Below are 21,663 nucleotides of genomic sequence, written 5' to 3'. Positions count from 1 at the left end.
AACCTAGGGATAACTAGGGATGATGAGATGGAATAACTTGAAATGCTTGGGGTATAGCAGTCAGTACTAAGGTCAATGCTATACCCCGATGCCTTATACCGGGTGATTTGCCAACTTTTAACTGGGTCTCATAGAACTTCCAGGGGCGCAGAGTCGCGTTTTTGGGTGTAGTAGCGATTGTAATAATCATAGGACTGAGTGGTATAGCCCTTAATCCCATTCGCCACAATACCCAGGACAGGGGTAGAAGCAATTTTTAGCCCATCCAAAGCCATTGCTAAAGTTGAGCGATCGGTTTTGCCAAGACCAACCACCATGATGATGCCATCAGTATAAGTTGCCAGAATACTACTATCGGCTAGACCCAAGACGGGAGGCGTATCATAGATCACTAGGTCGAAGCTTTCCTGTAGCTCTGCCATCAAGTTTTGCATCTTTTTGGAAGAGAGTAGCTTGGTGGGATCGGGAGGAATTTGCCCTGCGGTGATGATAAAGAGATTTTCATCGGTAGGCGATCGCTGAATCACCTCTTCGGCAGTTACATTGGTAGCAATCAGGTGGCTCAGCCCGCGCATGTTGGCTAGACCCAAGTAAGTATGAACCTGAGGACGGCGCATATCAGCATCAACCAATAAGACTCGCTGACCCATTGCTGCTGCTGCTTTTGCCAGTTGTAGTGAGATCGTTGATTTCCCTTCTGCAGGTACCGCTGACCCAATGACTAAAGAGCGAACAGGTGTATCTGAACCCAATAAACGAACATTGGTATAAAGCGATCGGAATGACTCTAGGAAAGGAGAAGCAGTGTAATGGCTAGGACTCGCTGCCGGGAAAGCGCTTAAGTTTTCATCTAATTGGAGTTGTCCAGGCTCAAGCGTTAAATTTTGGTGTTCTGGAAGCGTAAACCGAGGGGTTACATCACCATAGTTAGGCTCTGGCAAGCGTTTTTGAAAAGGAACCACGCCTAGGAGGGGGAGACGAGTCAAGTCCTTTAAATCTGTAGGCGAGTGGAAAACGTTATCCAGCTTCTCGCTCAGGAGCGCAGCCCCAGTTCCCAAGAGCAAGCCAGCCACAACACCTAAAGCCAAGTTGCGAGGCGTATTCGGTGAAATCGGTTGTTGGGGTTCTTGCGGGGCAGAAATCACTTGCCAAGGAATTGCTTTCTGGGCGGCTTCAATTTGCAGTGTTTCTTTCGTGCCCAAGAAGCGGTTGAGACTTTCAGTGGCGACCTTTAACTCTCGCTGCAAGTCAGTATATTGTCTGGCTAGTGCTGGTACTAGCTCAAAGTTTTGCTTGAGATTGCGCTCTACTTCTGCCAGGGCTAGGTTGCGCATTTGCAGTACTTGCACTTGATTGGCGGTATTGACCAACTGCTTACTAAGATCTAGGGAGATAGAGGTTAAGTTGCCATCGGCACCACTCGGTCGCGACTGGTTACCCAAAACCTTCTGGGACTCTTCATCTAGCAGTGCTTCTAACTGCTGTTTTTTGTCCTCTAAGATTTGAATATTTGGGCTAGTTGGCTGAAAACGAGCCAATTCGACCGCTGTTTGAGCTTCTACTTCTTGAATTTGGTTGAGGAGTTGTTGATAGCGGGGAGATTCACTCAGAGAAGAAGCTGCGATCGCCTCTGCGGGACGGTATCCGACTTGGTTGTATAAGGTAGTGTAAAGTGATTGAGCTTCTACCAACTGCGTGCGAGCTTCTTGTTGTTGTTTCTCAACATCACTGATCAGCTCTGACAGTTCATTCCCTCGCAATTCTGGATCAATCAGGCTGTATCTTTGGCGAAAATCTTCTAGCTGTTTTTGCAGGGTGCTTACCCGTTCACGCAGCTTAGGTAGTTGTTCATCAACAAACTGGGTTCCTTGCTGTAAGCTGACTTGCCGCTGCTGCACCCCGTAATTCAGGTATAGTGTTGACAAGTTTTCTAAAACGGTTTGCACTTTTTTAGGGTCAGAGTCGCGATAGCTAACCAACAGAATTTTTGTGTTGCTGAGCTGACTAATGGTAAGGTTTTGCACCAAAGAAGCATAGCTAAGGTCGGGGTATTGCTTCTGTAACTGCAATACTATTGGGGCTAATAGTTCTGGGCTACGCAGTACCTCAATTTGGGTGGCGTAGTCGAAGGTTGGTTGCAGAACGCTCTGATTGTCTTGCAGTAACTTCTGGGGCGTTTGGGTATCGGTGATAGGTTCGACCAGAACTTGAAAGTCCCCTTTGTAAATAGGAGTTCGAGTCCAAGTCCAACCCCAAGTGGTAGCTGTGACTGCGATCGCCACACTTGCCACAACCAAGGCTCGACGGCGTAAAACTTCTAGGAAATTTTTGAGATCTAGCTCGTCTTTGGCATAGTAGGGCTGTGGTGCATAATACGTCAGCGGTAGAGCGTGAGGTTGCATCTCGCCAGCGGGCTGCGGCTGTCCTGGTACTAAAGGATAGGAGTATGGTTCCATCTGCATAAGTTGCCTACTATTTACCCTAGAAGATGAGTCTGGTGAGGATCAAAGACCGAGGAGCCTAAAGAGACCGAAACCACTGGTCAGCGGTGAGAGCACAGTGCCGACTGCGTCTGAAAACCCAGAAATGCCCGATCGCTTGACAATAATAGTGTCATTGTTCCGTAAGGGGGGATTGTCTTTGTCACTCAACCCCTTGGAGAAATTAATCGCGACTTGCTGTCGGGACACAGTGCCATTAGGATTGAGCCGAATTAGCTCTACCGAGCCTTTTTTCGCTCTGCGGTTAAAGCCTCCTGCTGCCAATAACCCTTGATTGAGGGGGCTGTTGGGTGGCACTTCTACTGCACCAGGCTGTACAACTTCACCCACCACATTGACCGTAATTTTGCTGGGTGAAAAACTCGCTGAAGCCAGCTCTGTGACTTCCGTGGGGGTCATGGCCGTTGCCGTGGGGATCGTGATTGTATCTCCTTCTTGCAGGGGAATATCTTGACGCACATCCCCATCCTGTAACAGCTTCCAGAGATCCACACCAATGACTTGATCTGCTCCTGTTTTCGTCATCCGCCGTAATTGAATTTGACGGATATCCGCTGATTGCGTAATGCCTCCTGCCACTTGAATCGCTCGCGTCAGAGTGGGCATTTGCACTCCCCCACCTGACTCTGCCTGCCCCTCCACATTTCCTGTTAGGGTATAGGGCCCAGGACGGTTCACTTGCCCCACAACGGCAATTCGTAGCGGTTCTGCTTTACTGGCCGCAAAGCTAGCCGCAGCTAGTTGATTGGCTTCAGCTAAATTAACAGTTTTTTGTGTAGGGATAAAAACGGTATCGCCATCTCGCAGCAGTAGGTCTTGCCGTAAATCTCCAGTTTGCAGAAGTTGCCAGAGATCGACTGTTAAGATTTGCTCGCCACCCATATTCAGAGGCCGAGCCCGCCGGACTTGTACCTGCCTGGTATCAGCCGCTTGGGTGATTCCTCCCGCCAATTGCACCGCACGAGTGACCGTGGGCACCCCTTGCTCACCACTGGGGGACACCGTATAAGAACCGGGATGGCTGACCTCTCCGGCGATCGCAATCTTGAGGGGTCGTGCGCTCAGCAAGGTCATCGTCACTAGGGGCCGCTTAATGATGGGGGCATATTTGGCCGAGAGAATCGCAGAGGCTTGCTTGAGCGTCATGCCTTGGACAGGTACCGTGCCAATCAGGGGTAAATTCAGAGAACCATCGGATAAAACTTGGTGCTCTCCGCTGTACTCTGGAACCTGAAAGATATCTAGACGCACGCGATCGCCCGCTCCCAATTGGTAGCCATCCTGGGAAACATCCATGGCTGGGCTTGATGGAGGTAGACTCGCAGGCGCTAAGCTGGGAGGCGCTAATATGGGCATTTGCGCCCACCCAGAAGCAGCAGTGCTGCCTAGGAGCAATAAGCTGGTAAAAGTAATATGGCTAAAGGAAAATCCAATTCTCTGGTTGTTCGGTTGACGCATTAGAAGCCGACTGCCTTTTTTTCTTCATGATTGGGTTGAAGTGAGCGCACCTGAAATCAAATTTTTGAGTAAATTACCTCGACCCTATGACTTGGTGATGGCAGGGAATTTGAAAGCATGAAGACTTTTCAATAAACAATGCCATACTTTTGCAAAACAGGATGAGTTATTTATGAATAGTTCAACTACTTAGTTAGAACAACTATTTAGAATTAGTTAAACATCCCTAGCTAATCTTTAGATTTAGCTCACCTATACTCGTTACTAGTTCGGGCGTGTCAACGCAAATCCGGATTACAAACGGGGGTCCCTGGATCACTGAAAACAGCAATTGGGTCAGCATCGAGAAATACAGGTGAGACAAGTATTACGGCAAATTAAATGGCTGATCGAAACCATCCGACTCCAGTGGCATAGCTGGCTGCGCGGAAAACCACGACAGCGATCTTCCTACCAGCGCCAAACCCCTTTTAGTTGGGTGATCCCCGGTAAGTTGGCTGTGGGAGGGTTACCCCAAGCGGCAGATCACTCCCGGCTAGTTGCAGCCAATATTAAGGTCGTGCTTTCTCTCTGTGCAGAAATTGAAGGTTCCTTGCCAGAAGGCATTACACAGGATTTCAATTGCCTCCGATTTATCTTGCCCGATCGTTACTATACGACTCAGCTGGAGGTGCATCAGCTGGCTAAGGCAGTTGAAATTGTGCATCAGAGTGTGCAGAACCATCTCCCGGTCTATGTTCATTGCTTGGCAGGCATTGAGCGATCGCCGACAGTCTGTATTGCCTACCTCTGCCTTTACCAAAATTTGGAACTCTGGGAAGCTTTGAACTGGATTAAGCAGGTGCATCCTTCCGCTATGCCCAACGAAGCGCAGTTACGGGCTCTGCGCGAGTTTCTGCAAGTTCATCAAAATTTATAATTTCTTTAGAACTTCAATACCTTCAAGAGCTGAATCCTAGTTCACCAAAATTAACCTTTATTGCGTTTTGGAAAGCACGTAAATTTTTCTAAGCCTCCAGTGTCTAGAGAAATTTAGGAAAACTCTACTCCTTTCTGTAGTTCAGCAATCTGTGCCTTCTAGAGTATCTTAGGCTGGTGAAATGGACCTGGCATAATGAGGCGTAAGCATGGCTGAGCGCGTACTAGTCGTTGGAGCAACAGGAGGCGTAGGGCAACTAGTAGTGGCAAAGCTGCTAGAAAAAGAATTCTTGGTGCGAGTCCTTAGCCGTAGTGCTCAGAAAGCTCAGCAGATGTTTGGCGATCGCGTGGAGGTGGCAGTAGGAGATATCCGTCAAGCCGAAACGCTTCCGGCAGCGATGCCAGATATTACTCACATTATTTGTTGTACTGGAACAACGGCTTTTCCTTCATCTCGTTGGGACTTTGATCTGCCATCCCAGACAGGTCTACAACGCTGGCAGCAATGGGGCAAGATTTATTTTGATGCTAACTACCGTAATGCCAGCACTCAGAATAGTCCCGAAAAAGTAGATGCCGAGGGAGTGACCCATCTAGTGCAGACTACGCCTAGGGACTTAAAGCGATTTGTGTTTGTTTCATCCTGTGGCGTGGAGCACAAGGATAAACCACCTTACAATTTATTAAATGCTTATGGCGTGCTGGATGCAAAGCAAAAAGGAGAACAAGCGATCGCGCAGTCTGGGTTGCCTTACACCATTATTCGACCTGGGCGATTGATTGATGGTCCTTATACTTCCTATGATCTCAATACCTTGTTGAAGGCTACAACCGGAGGTAAGCAAGGAGTGGTGCTGGGGACAGGAGATCAATTATCTGGGCAAACAAGTCGAATTGATGTAGCCTCTGCCTGCGTCGAGTGTTTAGATCATCCAGCTACTGCGCGTAAGGTATTTGAAATCGTGAATCAGGGGAAGAGACCCGCAGATCTCAATTGGTCGAGCTTGTTCGCTCAACTCGCCTAGGGTAAAGCACTTGAGGCAAGTTACCTCACAGAGAAAAATCAAGGCAGCAGAAATCAAGGCAGCAGAGATAACCAATTTCCAAAAGTTATTTTTGGCGCACCTTAGCTGTTACGAAAATTAAGGGAACTCTAAGTGTAACAACCCTTGAATTCTGAGTTGAACCGTGACTATGCTGCCCCCCCACGACATCAATTCATCTTTGACTCGGGAAGTATTACTCCACCGGATTGCTAACCGTATCCGTCAATCCTTAGAACTTCCAGAAATCTTAAGCAAGACAGCGGCAGAAGTACGGTCTTACTTAGGAACGGATCGAGTCAAGATTTACCAGTTTCAACCAGACGGTCATGGAATTGTGATTGCTGAGTCACTTCAGAGCGATCGCCTACCTTCCTTATTCGGGCTGCATTTTCCTGCCGATGACATCCCCCCCTATGCACGGGAGTTGTTCGTTCGCGCTCGGCAACGTTCAATCGTGAATATGAGCACTCATGAGGTAGGCATTAGCTCCCTCAACTGCCCCGAAAGTGGAGAACTGCTTAACGATAACGATACAGATATCCGGTATCGACCTGTCGATCCTTGCCACCAAGAGTACCTGATGGCAATGGGTGTGCAGTCTTCAATTGTGGTTCCGGTGCTGCTCGAAGCAGAAGCAACCGGATCTGCTCAAACTTCCTCTCTCCAATCCCAGACTCAACTTTGGGGTCTCTTGGTTTCCCATCACGCCGAGCCTCGTACAGTCACGGAAGAAGAGTTGCAGTTTATCCAGGCGGTCGTAGACCAAGTCGCTGTTGCCATTGCCCAATCAATTTTGCTGGAGCAGGTGCGAGCCCAAGCCCGACAAGAAGCCAACCTGAATCGAGTCACAGCCCTGCTACAAACCTCTCCCACCGTAAACTGGCAAGACGCTCTAGAGGAAGCCGCTGATACTCTTGATGCTGGCGGCAGACTCTATCTGTTTCCGGATGCCCATCAACCTAGAGAACTTTACACTCACGGCGAACAGCCTAGCTTCATTGATCCTGCTCAGAAGCGCTTCATTGAGGAGAACTTAGTGTGGCAGAAGTATCTACACTCAGTCTTGAATACTTCTACGGATGGGACAGGGTATCAGCCTTGGTCGATTGAGTGGATGCGGGCTGTTTACGCACTAGCAGAACCGACTCAATCTACAAAACCAGTGGCTTTATCCTGGGCGGTCAATGATATTTATCAAGAACCCCTGTTTCGAACCTTAGCCCCCTTCTTCAATGACACCAGGATTCGCAGCACCTTAATTATTCCTCTCAAGCATGGCGCTCAAGTCATTGGTTGTCTCACCTTCTTCCGCAGTGGACTCGATACTGAAACCCTTTGGGCTGGGTATCACAATCCGGATACACGCCAGTTGATGGCACGGCAATCTTTCGACGTATGGCGGCAAATCCAGAAGGAGCGATCGCAAAGTTGGGTCGAAGAAGAGATCAAATACGCCCAAGTCCTGGGGGAACGCTTCTCCGCAACAGCAAAACAATATCGGCTGTACCAACAGGTGCAAGGGCTGAATGCTAATTTAGAGCGGCAGGTTGAAGAACGGACGGAAGAACTGAAACAGCGTTCTGAGCAGCTTCAGCAAGCAAACATAGAATTAGAGCATTTAGTAGATCGCCAGACAACTCTGTCTCGCATCGTGGCTAAAATCCGTCAGTCTTTAGAGATTGACACCATCTTTCAAATCACTACGCAAGAACTCAGCCAAGTGCTCAAAGCAGAACGAGTGGCTGTGTATCGTTTCACTCCTGACTGGGGCGGAGGATTTGTTGGGAACTACGAAGCCACTACATCGGAATGGCAAAGCATTGGTCATCTGGGCGTAAACATGGTTTGGGATGACACTCACCTCCAGGAAACCCAAGGTGGACGATATCGCAACGGTGAGATTTCCGTTGTCAATGACATTTACCAGCCAGGATATGCCCAGTGTCACATCGACTTGCTGGAGCAGTTTGAGATCAAGTCTTTTATGGTTGTGCCACTCTTTGTCGGTCCGAACCTGTGGGGTCTACTAGGTGTTTATCAACATTCTACGACTCGTCAGTGGAAACAATCGGAAGTTGAGTTTGTCAGCCAAATCGCTACCCAACTAGGGGTAGCACTACAACACGCGCAATTGCTGGCAAATACTAAAGAACAGGCTGCACAACTGGCAAAAACCTTAACTGACCTGAATCAAACTCAACTTCAGTTAGTGCATAGCGAGAAGATGTCGAGCTTAGGCCAACTTGTGGCTGGCATTGCTCACGAAGTCAATAATCCTATCAACTTCATTCACGGCAACTTAGCGCCGATTCAGGAGTATACCCAAACCTTACTAGATCTAATTCATGCCTATCAGCAGGAACATCCTACTCCATCAGCAGATCTAGATCAGCAGCTTGCTGACAGCGACCTCAGCTACATTGAGGAGGATTTTCCAAAACTGTGTGCTTCGATGAAGCTGGGCACTGACCGCATTCGGGAAATTGTCCGTTCTTTGCGTAACTTCTCGCGTCTTGACGAAGCAGATGTGAGAGCAGTTGATCTACATGAAGGGTTGGAGAGTACACTTTTAATCCTGCAACATCGATTAAAGCCAGGAATGTCTAACGCTGTGATTGCGATCGAGAAATACTACGGGGAGTTGCCGTTAGTAGAATGCTACGCTGGACAGCTCAACCAAGTTTTTATGAATTTGCTGAGTAATGCGATCGATGAATTAGGAGAGGCTGTCACTGAGAATGCAACTTCGCCTAAAGCTATCACCATTGCAACCCGCTGTGTCAATGCCGAGTGGGTAGAGGTGTCGATTCAAGATAACGGTCGAGGTATTCCAGAAGCGGTTCAAGCTAAGTTGCTGAGCCCTTTCTTCACAACTAAACCAATAGATCAAGGAACTGGTTTGGGCTTATTTATTAGTCATCAAATTGCTGAGAAGCATCATGGTGAGTTAGTTTGCCACTCTGAGTTAGGGCAGGGCACGGAATTTGTCCTGAAGCTACCAGTGAAGCAAAAACCACACCCAGAAAAAACATCCTGATCAGCAGTACGCCAACCAGGATGCTTCCAGATTATTCCTCTATCTCTAAGCAATAGGGCTCTAAGAAATAAGGAGGTGCCAAATTAGCGCTATGCCGCAGCTTGACGCTCTTTAGTTTCCTTGATCACTTCTTCCGCGATGTTGTTCGGGCAAGGTGCGTAGTGAGAGAAAGACATAGAGAACTGACCTCGACCTGATGTCATGGTACGTAGGTCACCAATGTATCCAAACATCTCACTCAATGGCACATCTGCTTTGATCCGAGCACCAGTCGGGCCTGTCTCCTGAGATTTCATCATGCCCCGACGACGGTTAAGGTCGCCAATGACATCTCCCATGTAGTTGTCTGGTGTAAACACATCGACATTCATGATGGGCTCTAGCAGTTGGGGGCTAGCCTTAGGCATGGATTGCCGATAAGCTGCCTTCGCTGCGATTTCAAACGCCATCGCCGACGAGTCAACCGGGTGGAAACCGCCGTCTAGCAGGGTGAACTTTAGGTCTAGGCAGGGGAATCCAGCCAATACGCCTTTGCCAATGCAACTCTCAAAGCCTTTTTGCACCGCAGGCCAGTATTCTCTGGGAACACTGCCACCTGTCACCTTGGACTCGAATACAAAACCAGTGCCAGGTTCGCCAGGTTCGACGACGTAGCCAATCTTGGCAAATTGGCCCGAACCACCCGACTGCTTCTTATGGGTGTAGTCATCTTCTAGGCGCTTAGTAATAGACTCACGGTAAGCAACCTGGGGTTTACCAACTTCCACTTCTACGCCGTGGGTGCGCTTGAGGATGTCAACTTTGATGTCTAGGTGTAGCTCACCCATCCCTTTAAGAATGGTTTCGCCGCTCTCCTCATCCGTAAACATGTGGAAGGAGGGGTCTTCCTGAACCATTTTGGTCAGTGCCGTCACCATCTTCTCTTCACCACCTTTTGCTTTTGGCTTCACCGCGATCGAGATTACGGGTTCTGGGAAGACCATCGGCTCTAGGGTCGCAGGCTTCTTGGGATCGCAGAGAGTATGCCCTGTCTGGACATTCTTCATACCAACGATCGCGACAATGTCACCCGCCTGAGCCGACTCAACTTCTTCACGGGAGTTAGCATGCATCTCAACCAGGCGACTGATCCGCTCGGTTTTACCTGTAGCCGTGTTGAGTACGGTGTCACCTTTGGACAACTTACCGGAGTAGATCCGGGTAAAGGTGAGTGCGCCAAAGCGATCGTCCATGATCTTGAATGCTAAGGCTCGCAATGGCTTCTCGGAGTCAACATAGGCAAACGTACCCATCTCATTGCCTTCAAGGTCCATCTCAGGCTGGGGCTTGACTTCCATCGGGTTGGGTAGGTAGTCTACTACCGCATCCAAGACCAGTTGTACTCCTTTGTTCTTGAACGAGGAGCCGCAGTAGGTGGGGAAGAAAGCTAGGTCGATGGTGCCCTTACGGATACACCGCTTAATTTCGTCGATGCTTAGCTCTTCACCTTCGAGGTATTTCTCCATCAGCTCATCGTCTTGCTCGACTGCAGTTTCAATCAACTGCTCACGGTAGGTCTCAACCTGATCGACCATGTCGGCAGGAACTTCCTTGATCTGATAGTTCATGGGATCGCCAGAGTTATCCCACACCCATGCTTTACGGGTTAGTAGATCAACGACGCCACTAAACTGCTCTTCAATGCCGATGGGCAACACCATGACCAAAGGCTTAGCAGCTAGGACTTGGTCAACTTGCTTGACGACGCGGTAAAAATCAGCCCCAGTGCGATCGAGCTTGTTGATATAGATAACCCGAGACACCTTGGAGTCGTTGGCATAGCGCCAGTTAGTTTCGGATTGAGGTTCAACACCACCGGAACCGCAAAAAACGCCGATGCCACCATCCAGAACTTTAAGGGAGCGATAAACTTCAATGGTGAAGTCCACGTGCCCTGGGGTGTCAATGATATTCAGTTGGTGGTCGTTCCAGAAGCAGCTTGTCGCAGCGGATTGAATCGTGATCCCACGCTCTTGCTCCTGTTCCATGAAGTCAGTGGTTGCTGCACCTTCATGAACCTCGCCAATTTTGTGGATTTTACCAGTCAGTTTCAGAATTCTTTCAGTTGTAGTCGTTTTACCCGCATCGACGTGAGCGAAGATGCCGATATTGCGATAACGAGTCAGGTCTTTCATAGTTGCTCTCTAGATTAAATGCGACAAACTGTTGGCGACCACCTACAGGCGTTACTCAGAGGGAATCGATGTTGCTTTTGTAGCCAGTATGGGCTGGATTTCGTCACTGGAAATCTTAGGAAACCCTTTTCCACGCTCTCGGCAACGTTGCTAATTGTAAAGTGTTGTGATGTAGAACTGACAGCAAAATTTTGCAAAAATTTAGGTCTTACACCACTTGTTTAACACTCACTTAAACGATACGGAGATGTTTGCGATCGCGAGTTCCTCCTGTAGAGTTTTGTTTGCTGCGCTTCGGTGTAGCTGCAACCTCCGATTTGGGTTGCTGAGGGCGGCCTTGATTGGAGCGCTTCCGATTCGCTTGGCCTGTCTGAGGCCCCTCTGAGGCGGCTGGTTCATATCCGGGAACTACATCTTTAATAAAGGTACGATTGAGCAATCGTTCAATGCTTTTCAAAAAGGGGTATTCTTCACTGCAAACCAGCGAAACCGCTCGTCCAGCGTTGCCTGCCCGCCCCGTCCGGCCAATGCGATGCACATAGTCCTCTGGAACATTGGGTAACTCGAAGTTGACCACATAAGGCAATTGATCAATATCGAGACCTCGCGAAGCTACATCGGTGGCTACTAAAACCCGCACCTTGCCCTGCTTAAAGTCACTAAGCGCACGGGTGCGAGCTGCTTGGGTTTTGTTGCCATGAATCGCTGTACTTCTCAGCCCATCTTTTGCCAGTTGTTCGGCGAGGCGATTGGCTCCATGCTTGGTGCGGGTAAAGACCAATACTTGTTGCCAATTGTGGAACCCGATCATATGAGAGAGCAGTTCGCGCTTGCGATCGCGATCGACGAGATGCACGACTTGAGTCACCTGCTCCGCAGCGGTGTTGCGGGGAGCCACTTCGATCAGAGTAGGAGACTTGAGCAAGGTGTTGGCAAGTTTCTGAATTTCTGCCGAAAAAGTAGCAGAAAACAGGAGTGTTTGTCGGGATGCAGGTAGCTTCGCCAAGACCTTGCGAATGTCATTAATGAAGCCCATGTCTAGCATGCGATCGCACTCATCTAGCACTAAAATCTCGACATGAGATAGATCAACCGTTTTCTGGCTGAGATGGTCCAACAAGCGACCTGGAGTAGCAACGACAATATCAACTCCTCGACGCAGCAGTTGGATTTGCGGCTCAATGCCAACGCCACCATAAACGACGGCTGAGCGTAACGACAGGTACTTGCCATAAGTTTTAACGCTATCGCTCACCTGAGCGGCCAATTCACGAGTGGGGGTCAAAATGAGGGCACGAGGGCTGCGACGACTTGGGCTAGAGCCAGATCTGCTCAATCGTTGCAGTAGAGGTAGCGTAAAGCCAGCCGTCTTGCCCGTGCCAGTTTGAGCGCTGGCAAGAATGTCTTGCCCTTTGAGGACGGCAGGAATCGCCTGCTCTTGGATGGGAGTGGGCTGGTCGTAGCCCTGCTCGGCAACCGCACGAAGTAATTCGGTCGAGAGGCCGAGGTGATGAAATGTCATAGTTAAAATTGCTCCTAGTGGTGCCCCTATCCCAAATCAGTACCTGGGACCAGTCTAAGAGCAGGAAATCTGTGTAGTTGGATGGCTCGGATAAGCAAACTCCAATATGCCAGCAACAGACCGGAATGTACTGGCAGAAATTCATCTTAACAGAAATTTAGAACAAAGTGTGTAGGTTGGCGATCGCTCTATATAACCACCCAGTTAAGCACCTGATCCAAAGCTCGAGAATCCCTGGAATTCGGCCTATCTAAGACTATAATGGTCAGTAATCTAAGGAAAAGCTGGCCTATAAGTTCATGGGGATGAACCTGACCAGCGCTCTCTTGGTTGCACTAGTTTAACGATCCCGATTTCAGAACACGCCCTCTACAGTAGTCTGAAATTTTGGGTCGTCGGTTTAATGCAAGCATTTATACCTACCCAGGTATAACACAATTTTGCCTCCTCGTTGGCCTCTGCCCAGAATATCGAGTCGCGATCGCTCTTTAAACTAATGTCACCTGAGGTCACAAAGCCGATCGCACTTATCACTTTTCTGTCACATTTATTGCTGACATTAGAAGTAAAGCCTTAATCACATATATGGCTATGGCCCTTGATCAAGGCAAGGTTGAGGCGGCAGGCCAAGTAGCTCATTACGCTCGCTATGTGGATTGGATTGTCACGCTCAAACTACAGCGGAGGGTTTAGCGGGGAAAACTCTTTACTTTTTAGGCATGACTACAGCCTCTTGGAGACCGAAACGTCGGTCAATGCGGCGATCGCTTAACCCTGCGGGCAGCCGACCTTACTAACTAAGCCTTCGAGTTTTAAGGGGCCATTGATTGAGGGGGAGACAAACCTAGAAGACAAACCGCGATCGCTCACTTAATTTTTGTTTAATTGGCTAGAATTTATTCACTTTACTCTTAGGCGCAACTGTCATGATTGGACTTTTATTGACCTGGTTAATTACGACAATTAGCTTTTTAATTATTTCTCGGCTACCGCTTGGAATTGAAATTGACAGCTTTGGCAAAGCAGCTCTATCCGCTGCTGTTTTTGGAGTTTTAAACGCACTATTGCGGCCTATTCTTGCCTTTTTTACCTTCCCCTTCCTCCTTCTCACCCTCGGTTTGTTTGCCTTTATTTTGAATGCCATCATCTTTGGCTTAGCTGCCTTGATAGTCCAAGGATTCCGCCTGAGATGGGGGATTTGGAGCGCTTTGTTAGGCTCCATCACCTTAGGAATTGTGAATTCTGTCCTCTTTAGAGTTCTGGCATCACTGAATCTGTAAATAGCCTCAATTTAGTCTCCTCAAGCTAGTTTTCCTAAGCAATTTCTACTAATCTTTGATTCGGTAATATGCCAATCTTCTAATGTTTTCCTGGGGTAGTCCTAGCTCTTGAGGAATCAGCAATTCTAATTGACTAGATTCGGTTGTTGGAAACTCAAACTCTAGCTTTGTTAGAGCGGAGTCTGAGGTTTTTACCGCTACTCTAGTCACTGCTTGAGGCTTAAAAATGTCAACTTGAATAGATGTCACTGTTGCGGAAAGCTGAATTTCCAACTGAGTATCGGCCTGAAGCTTAGAAACGGTTCCATAAGAACGGCTCAGCACTCGCTCTGCCAGCAAATTGCCACTGAACCAAAAGACTAACCCGAGTAAAGGGAGAGGGAGCCAGAATTCTAAGCCAAAAGACCCTAAAACACGTCGCCAACGGGAAGAAAACATTAGGAAAGCAGTGACTCAATGTTACTGAATGATAAATATTGATCTTACTAGCCATTTTAAGGGCTGAAATCCTACCCCTGAGAGACGAACTCATCCACTAGATGCCCTAAGTTTGAATCGATGAGAACAAAGAGCAAGCGATGCAGATACTGCTCGTTGAGGATGACCCTGAACAACTAGAACCTCTACATACCGCCCTATCTGGGGCTGGACATAACGTAGATGGGGTGGAAGATGGTGAGATGGCTGAATGGTTGCTATCCCAAAGAGATTATGAATTGCTCATCCTTGATTGGATGTTACCCAATGTCAGTGGCCTCAGTCTCTGCCGCCAATATCGCCGCTTGAACAAAACAGCCCCTGTGTTAATGCTGACAGCGAGGGATACAATTTCAGATAAAGTGACAGGTCTAGATGCTGGAGCAGATGACTACCTAGTGAAGCCTGTAGATCTGATTGAGCTACTGGCAAGAGTGCGTGCTTTAGGACGGCGATCGCCCCTTTGGCAAGGAGAGATCCTGAGGACTGCGGATCTTCAGCTAAGTGCATCTAGTCTGACGGCTCAACGAGGACAGTGCACCGTGGAACTCTCTAGTCAAGAATTTCAATTGCTAGAGCATCTGATGCGTCATCCTCACCAGATATTAACTCGTGCTCAGATTGAACAAGCGCTCTGGGAGTGGGGTCAAGAACCAGAGAGTAATGCCTTGACAGCCTTGGTACGCCGGGTTCGACAGCGCTTACAAGTTGTGGGTGCAGCCAGTTGGATCGAAACTATTTATGGCATGGGCTATCGCCTCAGCCCTCCCAGCGAACCATGACAACCCATTGCTAAATGTTCAACCGCAGTCGTCGTAACTTAGCTCGTTGGTTTACCCTGTCAATGGGAAGTATTCTGGTTGTCTTTACAGGAGTACTCTATAACCAAGAAGTCAATGAACGGCTAGAAGATATAGACCGACTGCTCTATAAGAAAGCCAGTGTCATGGCGGCAAATGTGCAGTTCAGACGCTACTCAAACCAGTGGCAAGTCAAGCTAGACCGAGTTCCTTTCTTAGGGAGTAACCCGCTACCCCCCGACAGTGAAATTGTTTATGCCCGTTGGTATAACGCTCAGGGAAATTTGGTGCAATATTTTGGTACTCCTCCGCCAGAGCAGTTGCGCACCCAGATGACCACCATCTCCGCTTTTCAAACGATCAAAACTACTGATAACTTATCAGGCCCAAAACCCCTTTGGCTGCGTCAGGTTACCTTGGCTGTGCAAGAATCTGGCATAGACATTGGCTATCTCCAAGTTGGCATCCCACTGACTCCTACCCAAGAAGCTCTGCGAGGGTTTCTGCTTTTATTGACGTTGGCAGTCCCTATCACCCTAGGTCTGATTGCTGGCGCAGGTTGGATTTTGGGAGGATTGGCAATGCAACCTATCCATCAAGCCTATGAGCAGCTGCAGCGCTTCACCGCCAATGCTTCTCATGAACTGCGAACTCCTTTGGCTGTAGTGCTTAGTAATGCTCAGGTAGCACTTCTCACACCGACTCAAGATGCGGCTCAGCAACGTCTCCGCCTAGAAAAAATTGTGGAGGTGACGAAGTCCATGAGTCATTTGATTGGGAATCTACTGCTGCTAGCCCGTCATACAACCTACCTGAATACCGAGTCTCTAAAAACCATTGATCTCACTGACCTATTGCGATCGCTCCTCAACTTTTATACGCCACAAACCACAGAGAAAGCTTTGAGCTTGGCGAGCTATTTGCCTCCGTACCCAATCAAACTGCGAGCCGAGCCAGATTTAGTTCGTCAAGCGGTGAGTAATCTCTTGAGCAATGCGCTCAACTATACTCCCGCTGGCGGAACTGTTCAGGTGCGTTTGTTTGTCCAAGCACATCAGGTAGTGATTCAAGTCGAGGATGATGGGATAGGCATTCTAGAGGAAGATCTGTCTCGTATCTTTGAGCGCTTTTATCGAGTGAATCAAGATCGCTCAAAACAGTCTGGTGGGTTTGGCTTAGGATTGGCGATCGCGCAACAAATTATTGAGGCTCATCAAGGACATATCACTGTTACCAGCCAATTCGGGCAGGGAACTACGTTTCAAATTGAGCTGCCCCTGCGATAAACGCGATCGCTGACCATAAAACTTTGTAGCGATCTTTAGCTCTGTCACTTTCTAATCACATTCGTTGCTGAAACTAAAGATATTAAAGTTAATGCTTCGGCAAGATGGATTATGAATACCCGTTGTCCTAAAGACACTCTCATATTACTCGGTCTTGGTATATTAGCGATCGCCTGGAATGGCCTACCTGCCCAAGCTGAGGTGGTTAGCTCCGACCTCAACACTACCGCGCCTAACACAGTTGATGATACAGCAATATTAGAGAGTGATTCCACAGATCTGGTGATCGCTCAAACCATTTCACCCGGTACCGCTACCCGTTCTGGCTCTAGTTATGTCGGCGTAGGTGGCAACATTGGCCTCAGTGGTAGAACAGCTTTAGGCGACGGAAATTTCGCTGTCTTTAGTAAAGTTGGGCTGACTGATAATGTGTCCGTTCGCCCTGCTGCCATAGTTGGTAATAGAGCTACTTTCCTATTGCCTGTGACGGTTGACTTCCCCACAGCAGCGGCAAGCGGAGATGGTCGTCTTAGCATCGCTCCCTATGTCGGTGGGGGTGCTGTTCTTTCAACCGGAAGAGATAGCCGACTGCGGCCTATGGTGACGGGTGGCGTAGATGCTCCTATCTCTGACAGCCTCACGGCTACAGCTGGGGTCAATGTAGGGTTCCTTCGCAGAACCGAAGTGGGATTACAACTAGGACTAGGTTACAACTTCTGACGGCTTAAAGACAATGTTGAGTCGTGATCAAATATGTATATTACAGACCAGAGATCCTTTCTGCATAAGGATTTAACGTGAATAAACGTGAAACCTATCAATCACACAATTTCCCTCTCATTGCAGCAGCGGCCCCAAAGCCTACTTTATCTTTTACAGACGCAGTTGCTCTGATTGTCGGCATTGTTATTGGGGCAGGGATTTTTGAAACACCTAGCTTGGTAGCAGCAAATGCAGGTAGTAAAGTAGAAGTAGTATTACTCTGGCTCTTAGGAGGGGGTATGTCACTGCTGGGAGCCCTCTGTTACGCAGAACTAGCGACTACCTATCCGCATGTGGGAGGAAACTACCACTATCTAATGCGAGCTTTTGGTAGGCGGGCAGCTTTTCTGTTTGCTTGGGCCAGGATGACTGTCATCCAAACAGGTTCGATCGCCCTGCTCGCTTTCGTTCTAGGCGATTACGCTTCTCAGTTATTTCGGCTTGGCCCCTTCTCTGCTTCTCTCTATGCCGCCCTCGCGATCGCCTGTCTAACTGGCCTCAATATTCTGGGGGTACAGCAGGGGAAATGGGCACAAAACTGGCTGACCGTTGCCCAAGTTCTGGGGCTTTTACTAGTGGTCGTGGTGGGGATGGCCTTTATCCCTCTGGCTCCATCGGTGCCTTCTACCACCTCATCCCAAGGTACGCTAGGACTCGCTCTGCTATTTGTATTGTTGTCCTACGGTGGCTGGAACGAAGCGGCTTATATCTCTGCAGAAGTTCAGGATGGTCGGCGCAACATTGCGCGATCGCTACTTTGGAGTGTTGGTATTATTACCACCATCTATTTACTAGTTAACCTGGCCTATCTGCAAGGCTTGGGGCTAGCGGCGATGGCCGAATCAGATGCGATCGCTGCGGATCTAATGCGCCAAGTCTTGGGTGCGCCAGGAGCAGCTTTCATCAGCCTCTTGATTACCATTTGTACCTTGAGTTCAATTAACGCCACCATCTTCACGGGAGCTCGGACGAATTACGCCTTGGGGCAAGATTTTCCCCTATTTTCGTTCTTAGGCCGTTGGCAGCCAAACTCTAATACCCCCGCTGCTGCCCTTCTAGCTCAAGGGGCGATCGCGCTGGCTTTGGTTCTATTGGGAACGGTCACTCGTCGAGGCTTTGAGACGATGGTGGACTACACAGCTCCCATCTTCTGGTTTTTCTTTCTGCTAACTGGAGTGGCGCTTCTCGTGCTGCGAAAACAAGAGCCCGAAAGACCCCGTCCGTTTCAGGTTCCTCTTTATCCCTGGATACCCTTGCTGTTTTGCCTCATCAGCCTCTATTTACTTTACTCCAGCCTAGTTTATACAGGCATAGGCGCATTTCTAGGAGTAGCTGTGGTGTTAGCGGGTATTCCCCTACTCTGGTGGAGTCGCAGGCGATAAGCCAAAGCTGAGTTCAATATCACGAACAAAACCATACTAAACCCACTAAAGGAGATCTAAATCATGCAACTACAAAGAATCTTTTTGTTATTTGCTAGCGTTGGAGTCGTTAGTTTAGGGACTGCCGCCTGCACCCAACAGCGCAATTTTGAAGCCGATGCTCAAAGCAGTACTCAAACTAACACAACAACAGTTGCACCCACCGCTCAACCCCAAGGACGGCAAGCAGATGTGCCCTTTGTCCCAACTCCCCCCGAGGTAGTTACGGGCATGCTGGAGCTAGCTAAAGTAGGCCCTAACGATGTTCTCTACGATTTAGGCAGCGGTGATGGTCGCATTGTAATCGCGGCGGCAAAAGAGTTTGGGACTCGCGGTACCGGAATTGATATCAATCCAGAATTAGTGCAGCAAAGCCGAGAAAATGCTCAACAAGCTGGAGTGGGCGATCGCACTCGTTTCCTACAGCAAGACTTGTTTGAAACTGATCTGAGCGATGCCACAGTCGTCACGCTTTACTTGCTCCCAGATGTCAATCTCAAGCTGCGCCCAAAGCTCCTTCGAGAACTTAAACCTGGAACTCGGATTGTATCCCACGCTTTCGACATGGGCGACTGGAAACCAGAACGAGTTGAACAAATCCAAGGAAGAACCATTTACTACTGGGTAGTGCCCGAGCAAATCCCTGCTAATCTGCAATAAGAACTCTCTCACCCTCGACTACTACCTACACAAAATGAATGTACCGGAAATCTTCTGAGATATGCTTCCACTGAAGCGCGATCGCCTCTGAAGGACGGTACCTCATCATGAACATATTGCAGATTAATTCTCCCGGTCCCTGGGCTTCAAATCGTACAGCTTTGCCATCTTGGCGAATTCGCAGGCGATCGCGGCAGTTATACGCCTCAATGGGTCTAGCCACTCCATCGACACTCACAGCGGCTCTATATTCCCAGTGGTTTTTGGCGCTGCGTTTGATGCTAAGAATACAGATTGAGCGATCGCCACTCGAACGACAAAACGATTTAGCCTCTGCTGGTAGAACGGCGAGGAGCGACAGTCCTAGCAACAACAGAAAAGCAACAATAAACTTCATCCCTGCCGCCCCCACAGGGCTAATCCGCCGCCTCGCCCTCTTGCTGCAATGATATCTTTTTGCACTAAGAAGTAATTAAAAAAAGCTTGCTTCTCCGCCCCTACACTCGCTGAATAAAAGCTGGCTTCACTGCTTTCACCGCCGCGAACTGTACCCTGATGTAGAGAAAACTTAGACAGTTGCAAAGTGATTCTTGTAAAGTCAAATGCCAAGATGTTGTTTTTGGTCAAGAGCTTAGTCGGGCCTGAGAGTGCCATTTGAAGCTGACCCAGTTGAACTCGATTGGTGACGTTCCCCATCTCAAAAGATGAACTGTATGATGTGTTATCTGTTGCAGTTGGAGGTGCAGCTAAAGGAGATGCAGCATAAGCAAGAGAGATCATGACCAAAGATGGCACATAGCGGCCTGCCCCTAGCACCACTCCAGCCCGTTGCCGAGTTTTGCGCATACCTGTGATGAAGCAAAGCCGCCAGTTACCCGTCAGATCGCTCAAGGAGTAACGAATTTTTTGCTGCTTGCTCGCTTTTTCTACCTCCAATAGTGCCTGAACTACCTGTTCAGGAGTGGGACGCTGACGAGAGCGCTCAAGCACTGCCAAGGCAGCTTGCTGAAGAATGATTGAGTTGCTGTTCAAGCGGCTTTTGATTTCACGTACACCAATGACTATCCTACGACAAACCCTGCTCCCGCTGACAGAGAACACTGAAGTGATGGTTCTGGAAGGAGCTAGTCTATGTGCAGCGGAGAGAAGTTACAGTAAAAGCGATCGCGGCTTCTCAATCTGGACATCCTCATATGTTTTTGCTCCCATAGATGCTCTAGCCTTAGATCTGGCAACAATCAAAATATATCCCGATGCGACTGCTAGTGTTGTGAGTCATAGGATACAAAGCGACTGACGATTTATATCAGCTAGCGATGTTTAATCTGAATTCAAGCCTCTGGAAGGATGCTGCTCGAACGTTTCACGATTAGTCTAAAACCGGAACTCAGTAAAAAACTCGGTAAGGACTCAGTAATGGAGCGATCGCTTTACTGCTGAAGCTTATTGCTGAGATCCCTGGCTGAGAATTGTTGTGAGCATGACCAATTCCTAAAAATCAGTTCATAAAAATGACTTATTCATTGTTTCACATCATCTTTATCTTGCCGCCCATCTTATTACTCGCCTCACAGCAACCGCAGCCTTTAGCTGGAGTAGGAGGTCGTAAGGCTGGGATCTCTTTGTTCCTGATTGCTGCTGTAGCGTTTGTCTACACGACACCTTGGGACAACTATTTGATTTGGCGCGATGTATGGCACTATGGTCGCGATCGCGTAGTGGGCACTGTTGGTTATGTCCCCATCGAAGAGTATTTATTTTTTGTGCTACAGCCCATTCTCACAGGGTTATGGCTATATCGCTTGCTAGCTCATACGGAGGAGCCAAGCGAACTAAAACCCGCTTCCACAGCCAATGTAGCAGGTACAATCATTTGGACAAGTCTGAGTCTCCTGGGTGTATGGTTGCTCCAACGTGATTTCGGAGTCTATTTAGGACTAATTTTGGTTTGGGCTGGCCCAATCTTAGCGTTGCAATGGCTGATCGGAGGAGCGCAGCTTTGGGTTCGCAAACGCCTTTGGCTAACTGCCACTCTACTTCCTACCTTATATCTGTGGGTCGCCGATCGCATTGCCATTGCTCAAGGCATTTGGAGCATATCAGAGACCTATACCACTGGGCTACACTTATTTGGGCTACCCGTCGAAGAAGCCACTTTCTTCCTCGTCACTAACTTCTTGGTCGTGCAAGGGCTGTTACTGTTCTTAGTATTCAGTAGTTCTAGTTCCGAACCCAAGGTAACCAAGGTGGAACAGCAACAAACTGTCTAAAACTCGCTTATCCTGACATTCAAGCCAACATCCACCTTAAAACTTATTTCC

The 21,663-nt window shown here is 48.6% G+C and carries 17 protein-coding genes; 10 read left to right on the top strand and 7 right to left on the bottom strand.

Going from position 1 to position 21,663, the window contains the following annotated elements; translation table 11 throughout:
- Positions 1 to 128: 128 nt before the first annotated feature.
- A complete protein-coding gene (locus KME12_13820) occupies positions 129 to 2,462 on the bottom strand; it encodes a polysaccharide biosynthesis tyrosine autokinase (GenBank protein ID MBW4488859.1) in 2,334 nt (777 codons plus the stop codon).
- Between the two features lie 42 nt (positions 2,463 to 2,504).
- Positions 2,505 to 3,857 (bottom strand): SLBB domain-containing protein, encoded by a 1,353-nt coding sequence (locus tag KME12_13815; GenBank protein ID MBW4488858.1) that lies wholly within the window; start codon positions 3,855 to 3,857, stop codon positions 2,505 to 2,507.
- A gap of 457 nt (positions 3,858 to 4,314) precedes the next feature.
- On the opposite strand from KME12_13815, the gene KME12_13810 reads away from it, so the two are divergent.
- From KME12_13810 to KME12_13800, 3 genes are all read left to right on the top strand, one after another.
- On the top strand, positions 4,315 to 4,878 hold the full coding sequence (locus KME12_13810) for a dual specificity protein phosphatase family protein (GenBank protein ID MBW4488857.1): 564 nt from the start codon (positions 4,315 to 4,317) through the stop codon (positions 4,876 to 4,878).
- Positions 4,879 to 5,086: 208 nt separating this feature from the next.
- The gene (locus tag KME12_13805) at positions 5,087 to 5,902 is read left to right on the top strand and encodes an SDR family oxidoreductase (protein MBW4488856.1); all 816 of its coding nucleotides are present in this window, start codon (positions 5,087 to 5,089) and stop codon (positions 5,900 to 5,902) included.
- A gap of 163 nt (positions 5,903 to 6,065) precedes the next feature.
- Positions 6,066 to 8,960 (top strand): GAF domain-containing protein, encoded by a 2,895-nt coding sequence (locus KME12_13800; protein ID MBW4488855.1) that lies wholly within the window; start codon positions 6,066 to 6,068, stop codon positions 8,958 to 8,960.
- An 89-nt stretch (positions 8,961 to 9,049) separates the two neighbouring features.
- Here the strand turns inward: KME12_13800 and fusA are convergent, their stop codons facing one another.
- Together fusA and KME12_13790 are read right to left on the bottom strand one after the other, a co-directional pair.
- Positions 9,050 to 11,134, bottom strand: a complete 2,085-nt coding sequence (gene fusA / locus KME12_13795; GenBank protein ID MBW4488854.1) for an elongation factor G — start codon at positions 11,132 to 11,134, stop codon at positions 9,050 to 9,052.
- A gap of 232 nt (positions 11,135 to 11,366) precedes the next feature.
- A complete protein-coding gene (locus tag KME12_13790; GenBank protein MBW4488853.1) occupies positions 11,367 to 12,656 on the bottom strand; it encodes a DEAD/DEAH box helicase in 1,290 nt (429 codons plus the stop codon).
- 926 nt (positions 12,657 to 13,582) lie between these two features.
- Between KME12_13790 and KME12_13785 the strand changes: the two genes are divergently transcribed.
- Entirely contained in the window at positions 13,583 to 13,936 is a 354-nt protein-coding gene (locus KME12_13785; protein MBW4488852.1) for a phage holin family protein, read from the top strand.
- Positions 13,937 to 13,984: 48 nt separating this feature from the next.
- Here KME12_13785 and KME12_13780 read toward each other — a convergent pair whose 3' ends face one another.
- Entirely contained in the window at positions 13,985 to 14,374 is a 390-nt protein-coding gene (locus tag KME12_13780) for a hypothetical protein (protein MBW4488851.1), read from the bottom strand.
- 140 nt (positions 14,375 to 14,514) lie between these two features.
- On the opposite strand from KME12_13780, the gene KME12_13775 reads away from it, so the two are divergent.
- The 5 genes from KME12_13775 to KME12_13755 all read left to right on the top strand — a co-directional run bounded on the left by KME12_13775 (position 14,515) and on the right by KME12_13755 (position 19,342).
- On the top strand, positions 14,515 to 15,195 hold the full coding sequence (locus KME12_13775; GenBank protein ID MBW4488850.1) for a response regulator transcription factor: 681 nt from the start codon (positions 14,515 to 14,517) through the stop codon (positions 15,193 to 15,195).
- A 14-nt stretch (positions 15,196 to 15,209) separates the two neighbouring features.
- Positions 15,210 to 16,499, top strand: a complete 1,290-nt coding sequence (locus KME12_13770; protein ID MBW4488849.1) for an ATP-binding protein — start codon at positions 15,210 to 15,212, stop codon at positions 16,497 to 16,499.
- A 111-nt stretch (positions 16,500 to 16,610) separates the two neighbouring features.
- On the top strand, positions 16,611 to 17,219 hold the full coding sequence (locus KME12_13765) for a hypothetical protein (protein ID MBW4488848.1): 609 nt from the start codon (positions 16,611 to 16,613) through the stop codon (positions 17,217 to 17,219).
- Positions 17,220 to 17,296: 77 nt separating this feature from the next.
- A complete protein-coding gene (locus KME12_13760) occupies positions 17,297 to 18,643 on the top strand; it encodes an amino acid permease (protein ID MBW4488847.1) in 1,347 nt (448 codons plus the stop codon).
- A gap of 63 nt (positions 18,644 to 18,706) precedes the next feature.
- Entirely contained in the window at positions 18,707 to 19,342 is a 636-nt protein-coding gene (locus KME12_13755) for a class I SAM-dependent methyltransferase (GenBank protein MBW4488846.1), read from the top strand.
- Positions 19,343 to 19,367: 25 nt separating this feature from the next.
- On the opposite strand, the gene KME12_13750 is transcribed toward KME12_13755, so the two are convergent.
- Positions 19,368 to 19,739 carry a hypothetical protein gene (locus KME12_13750; protein MBW4488845.1) on the bottom strand — a complete coding sequence of 124 codons (372 nt, stop codon included), beginning with the start codon at positions 19,737 to 19,739 and terminating at the stop codon, positions 19,368 to 19,370.
- Positions 19,736 to 20,359 carry a hypothetical protein gene (locus KME12_13745; GenBank protein MBW4488844.1) on the bottom strand — a complete coding sequence of 208 codons (624 nt, stop codon included), beginning with the start codon at positions 20,357 to 20,359 and terminating at the stop codon, positions 19,736 to 19,738. The genes KME12_13750 and KME12_13745 overlap by 4 nt, the downstream gene beginning before the upstream one ends.
- 494 nt (positions 20,360 to 20,853) lie before the next feature.
- Between KME12_13745 and KME12_13740 the strand changes: the two genes are divergently transcribed.
- On the top strand, positions 20,854 to 21,612 hold the full coding sequence (locus tag KME12_13740; GenBank protein MBW4488843.1) for a lycopene cyclase domain-containing protein: 759 nt from the start codon (positions 20,854 to 20,856) through the stop codon (positions 21,610 to 21,612).
- The last annotated feature ends 51 nt before the right edge of the window (positions 21,613 to 21,663 follow it).

This window comes from Trichocoleus desertorum ATA4-8-CV12, assembly GCA_019358975.1.
In the GTDB taxonomy this organism is placed as follows: Bacteria; Cyanobacteriota; Cyanobacteriia; order FACHB-46; family FACHB-46; genus Trichocoleus; species Trichocoleus desertorum_A.
Note: the sequence above shows the minus strand (reverse complement) of the source record. Positions and strands in the feature narration are given on the sequence as shown.

What these genes read in the sequence shown, in the direction of transcription:
- KME12_13820 (MBW4488859.1), bottom strand. Translation starts at nt 2,462, where the DNA reads ATGCAGATGGAACCATACTCCTATCCTTTAGTACCAGGACAGCCGCAG.
- KME12_13815 (MBW4488858.1), bottom strand. Translation starts at nt 3,857, where the DNA reads ATGCCCATATTAGCGCCTCCCAGCTTAGCGCCTGCGAGTCTACCTCCA.
- KME12_13805 (MBW4488856.1), top strand. Translation starts at nt 5,087, where the DNA reads ATGGCTGAGCGCGTACTAGTCGTTGGAGCAACAGGAGGCGTAGGGCAA.
- fusA (MBW4488854.1), bottom strand. Translation starts at nt 11,134, where the DNA reads ATGAAAGACCTGACTCGTTATCGCAATATCGGCATCTTCGCTCACGTC.
- KME12_13790 (MBW4488853.1), bottom strand. Translation starts at nt 12,656, where the DNA reads ATGACATTTCATCACCTCGGCCTCTCGACCGAATTACTTCGTGCGGTT.
- KME12_13785 (MBW4488852.1), top strand. Translation starts at nt 13,583, where the DNA reads ATGATTGGACTTTTATTGACCTGGTTAATTACGACAATTAGCTTTTTA.
- KME12_13780 (MBW4488851.1), bottom strand. Translation starts at nt 14,374, where the DNA reads ATGTTTTCTTCCCGTTGGCGACGTGTTTTAGGGTCTTTTGGCTTAGAA.
- KME12_13775 (MBW4488850.1), top strand. Translation starts at nt 14,515, where the DNA reads ATGCAGATACTGCTCGTTGAGGATGACCCTGAACAACTAGAACCTCTA.
- KME12_13770 (MBW4488849.1), top strand. Translation starts at nt 15,210, where the DNA reads ATGTTCAACCGCAGTCGTCGTAACTTAGCTCGTTGGTTTACCCTGTCA.
- KME12_13765 (MBW4488848.1), top strand. Translation starts at nt 16,611, where the DNA reads ATGAATACCCGTTGTCCTAAAGACACTCTCATATTACTCGGTCTTGGT.
- KME12_13755 (MBW4488846.1), top strand. Translation starts at nt 18,707, where the DNA reads ATGCAACTACAAAGAATCTTTTTGTTATTTGCTAGCGTTGGAGTCGTT.
- KME12_13750 (MBW4488845.1), bottom strand. Translation starts at nt 19,739, where the DNA reads ATGAAGTTTATTGTTGCTTTTCTGTTGTTGCTAGGACTGTCGCTCCTC.
- KME12_13740 (MBW4488843.1), top strand. Translation starts at nt 20,854, where the DNA reads ATGACTTATTCATTGTTTCACATCATCTTTATCTTGCCGCCCATCTTA.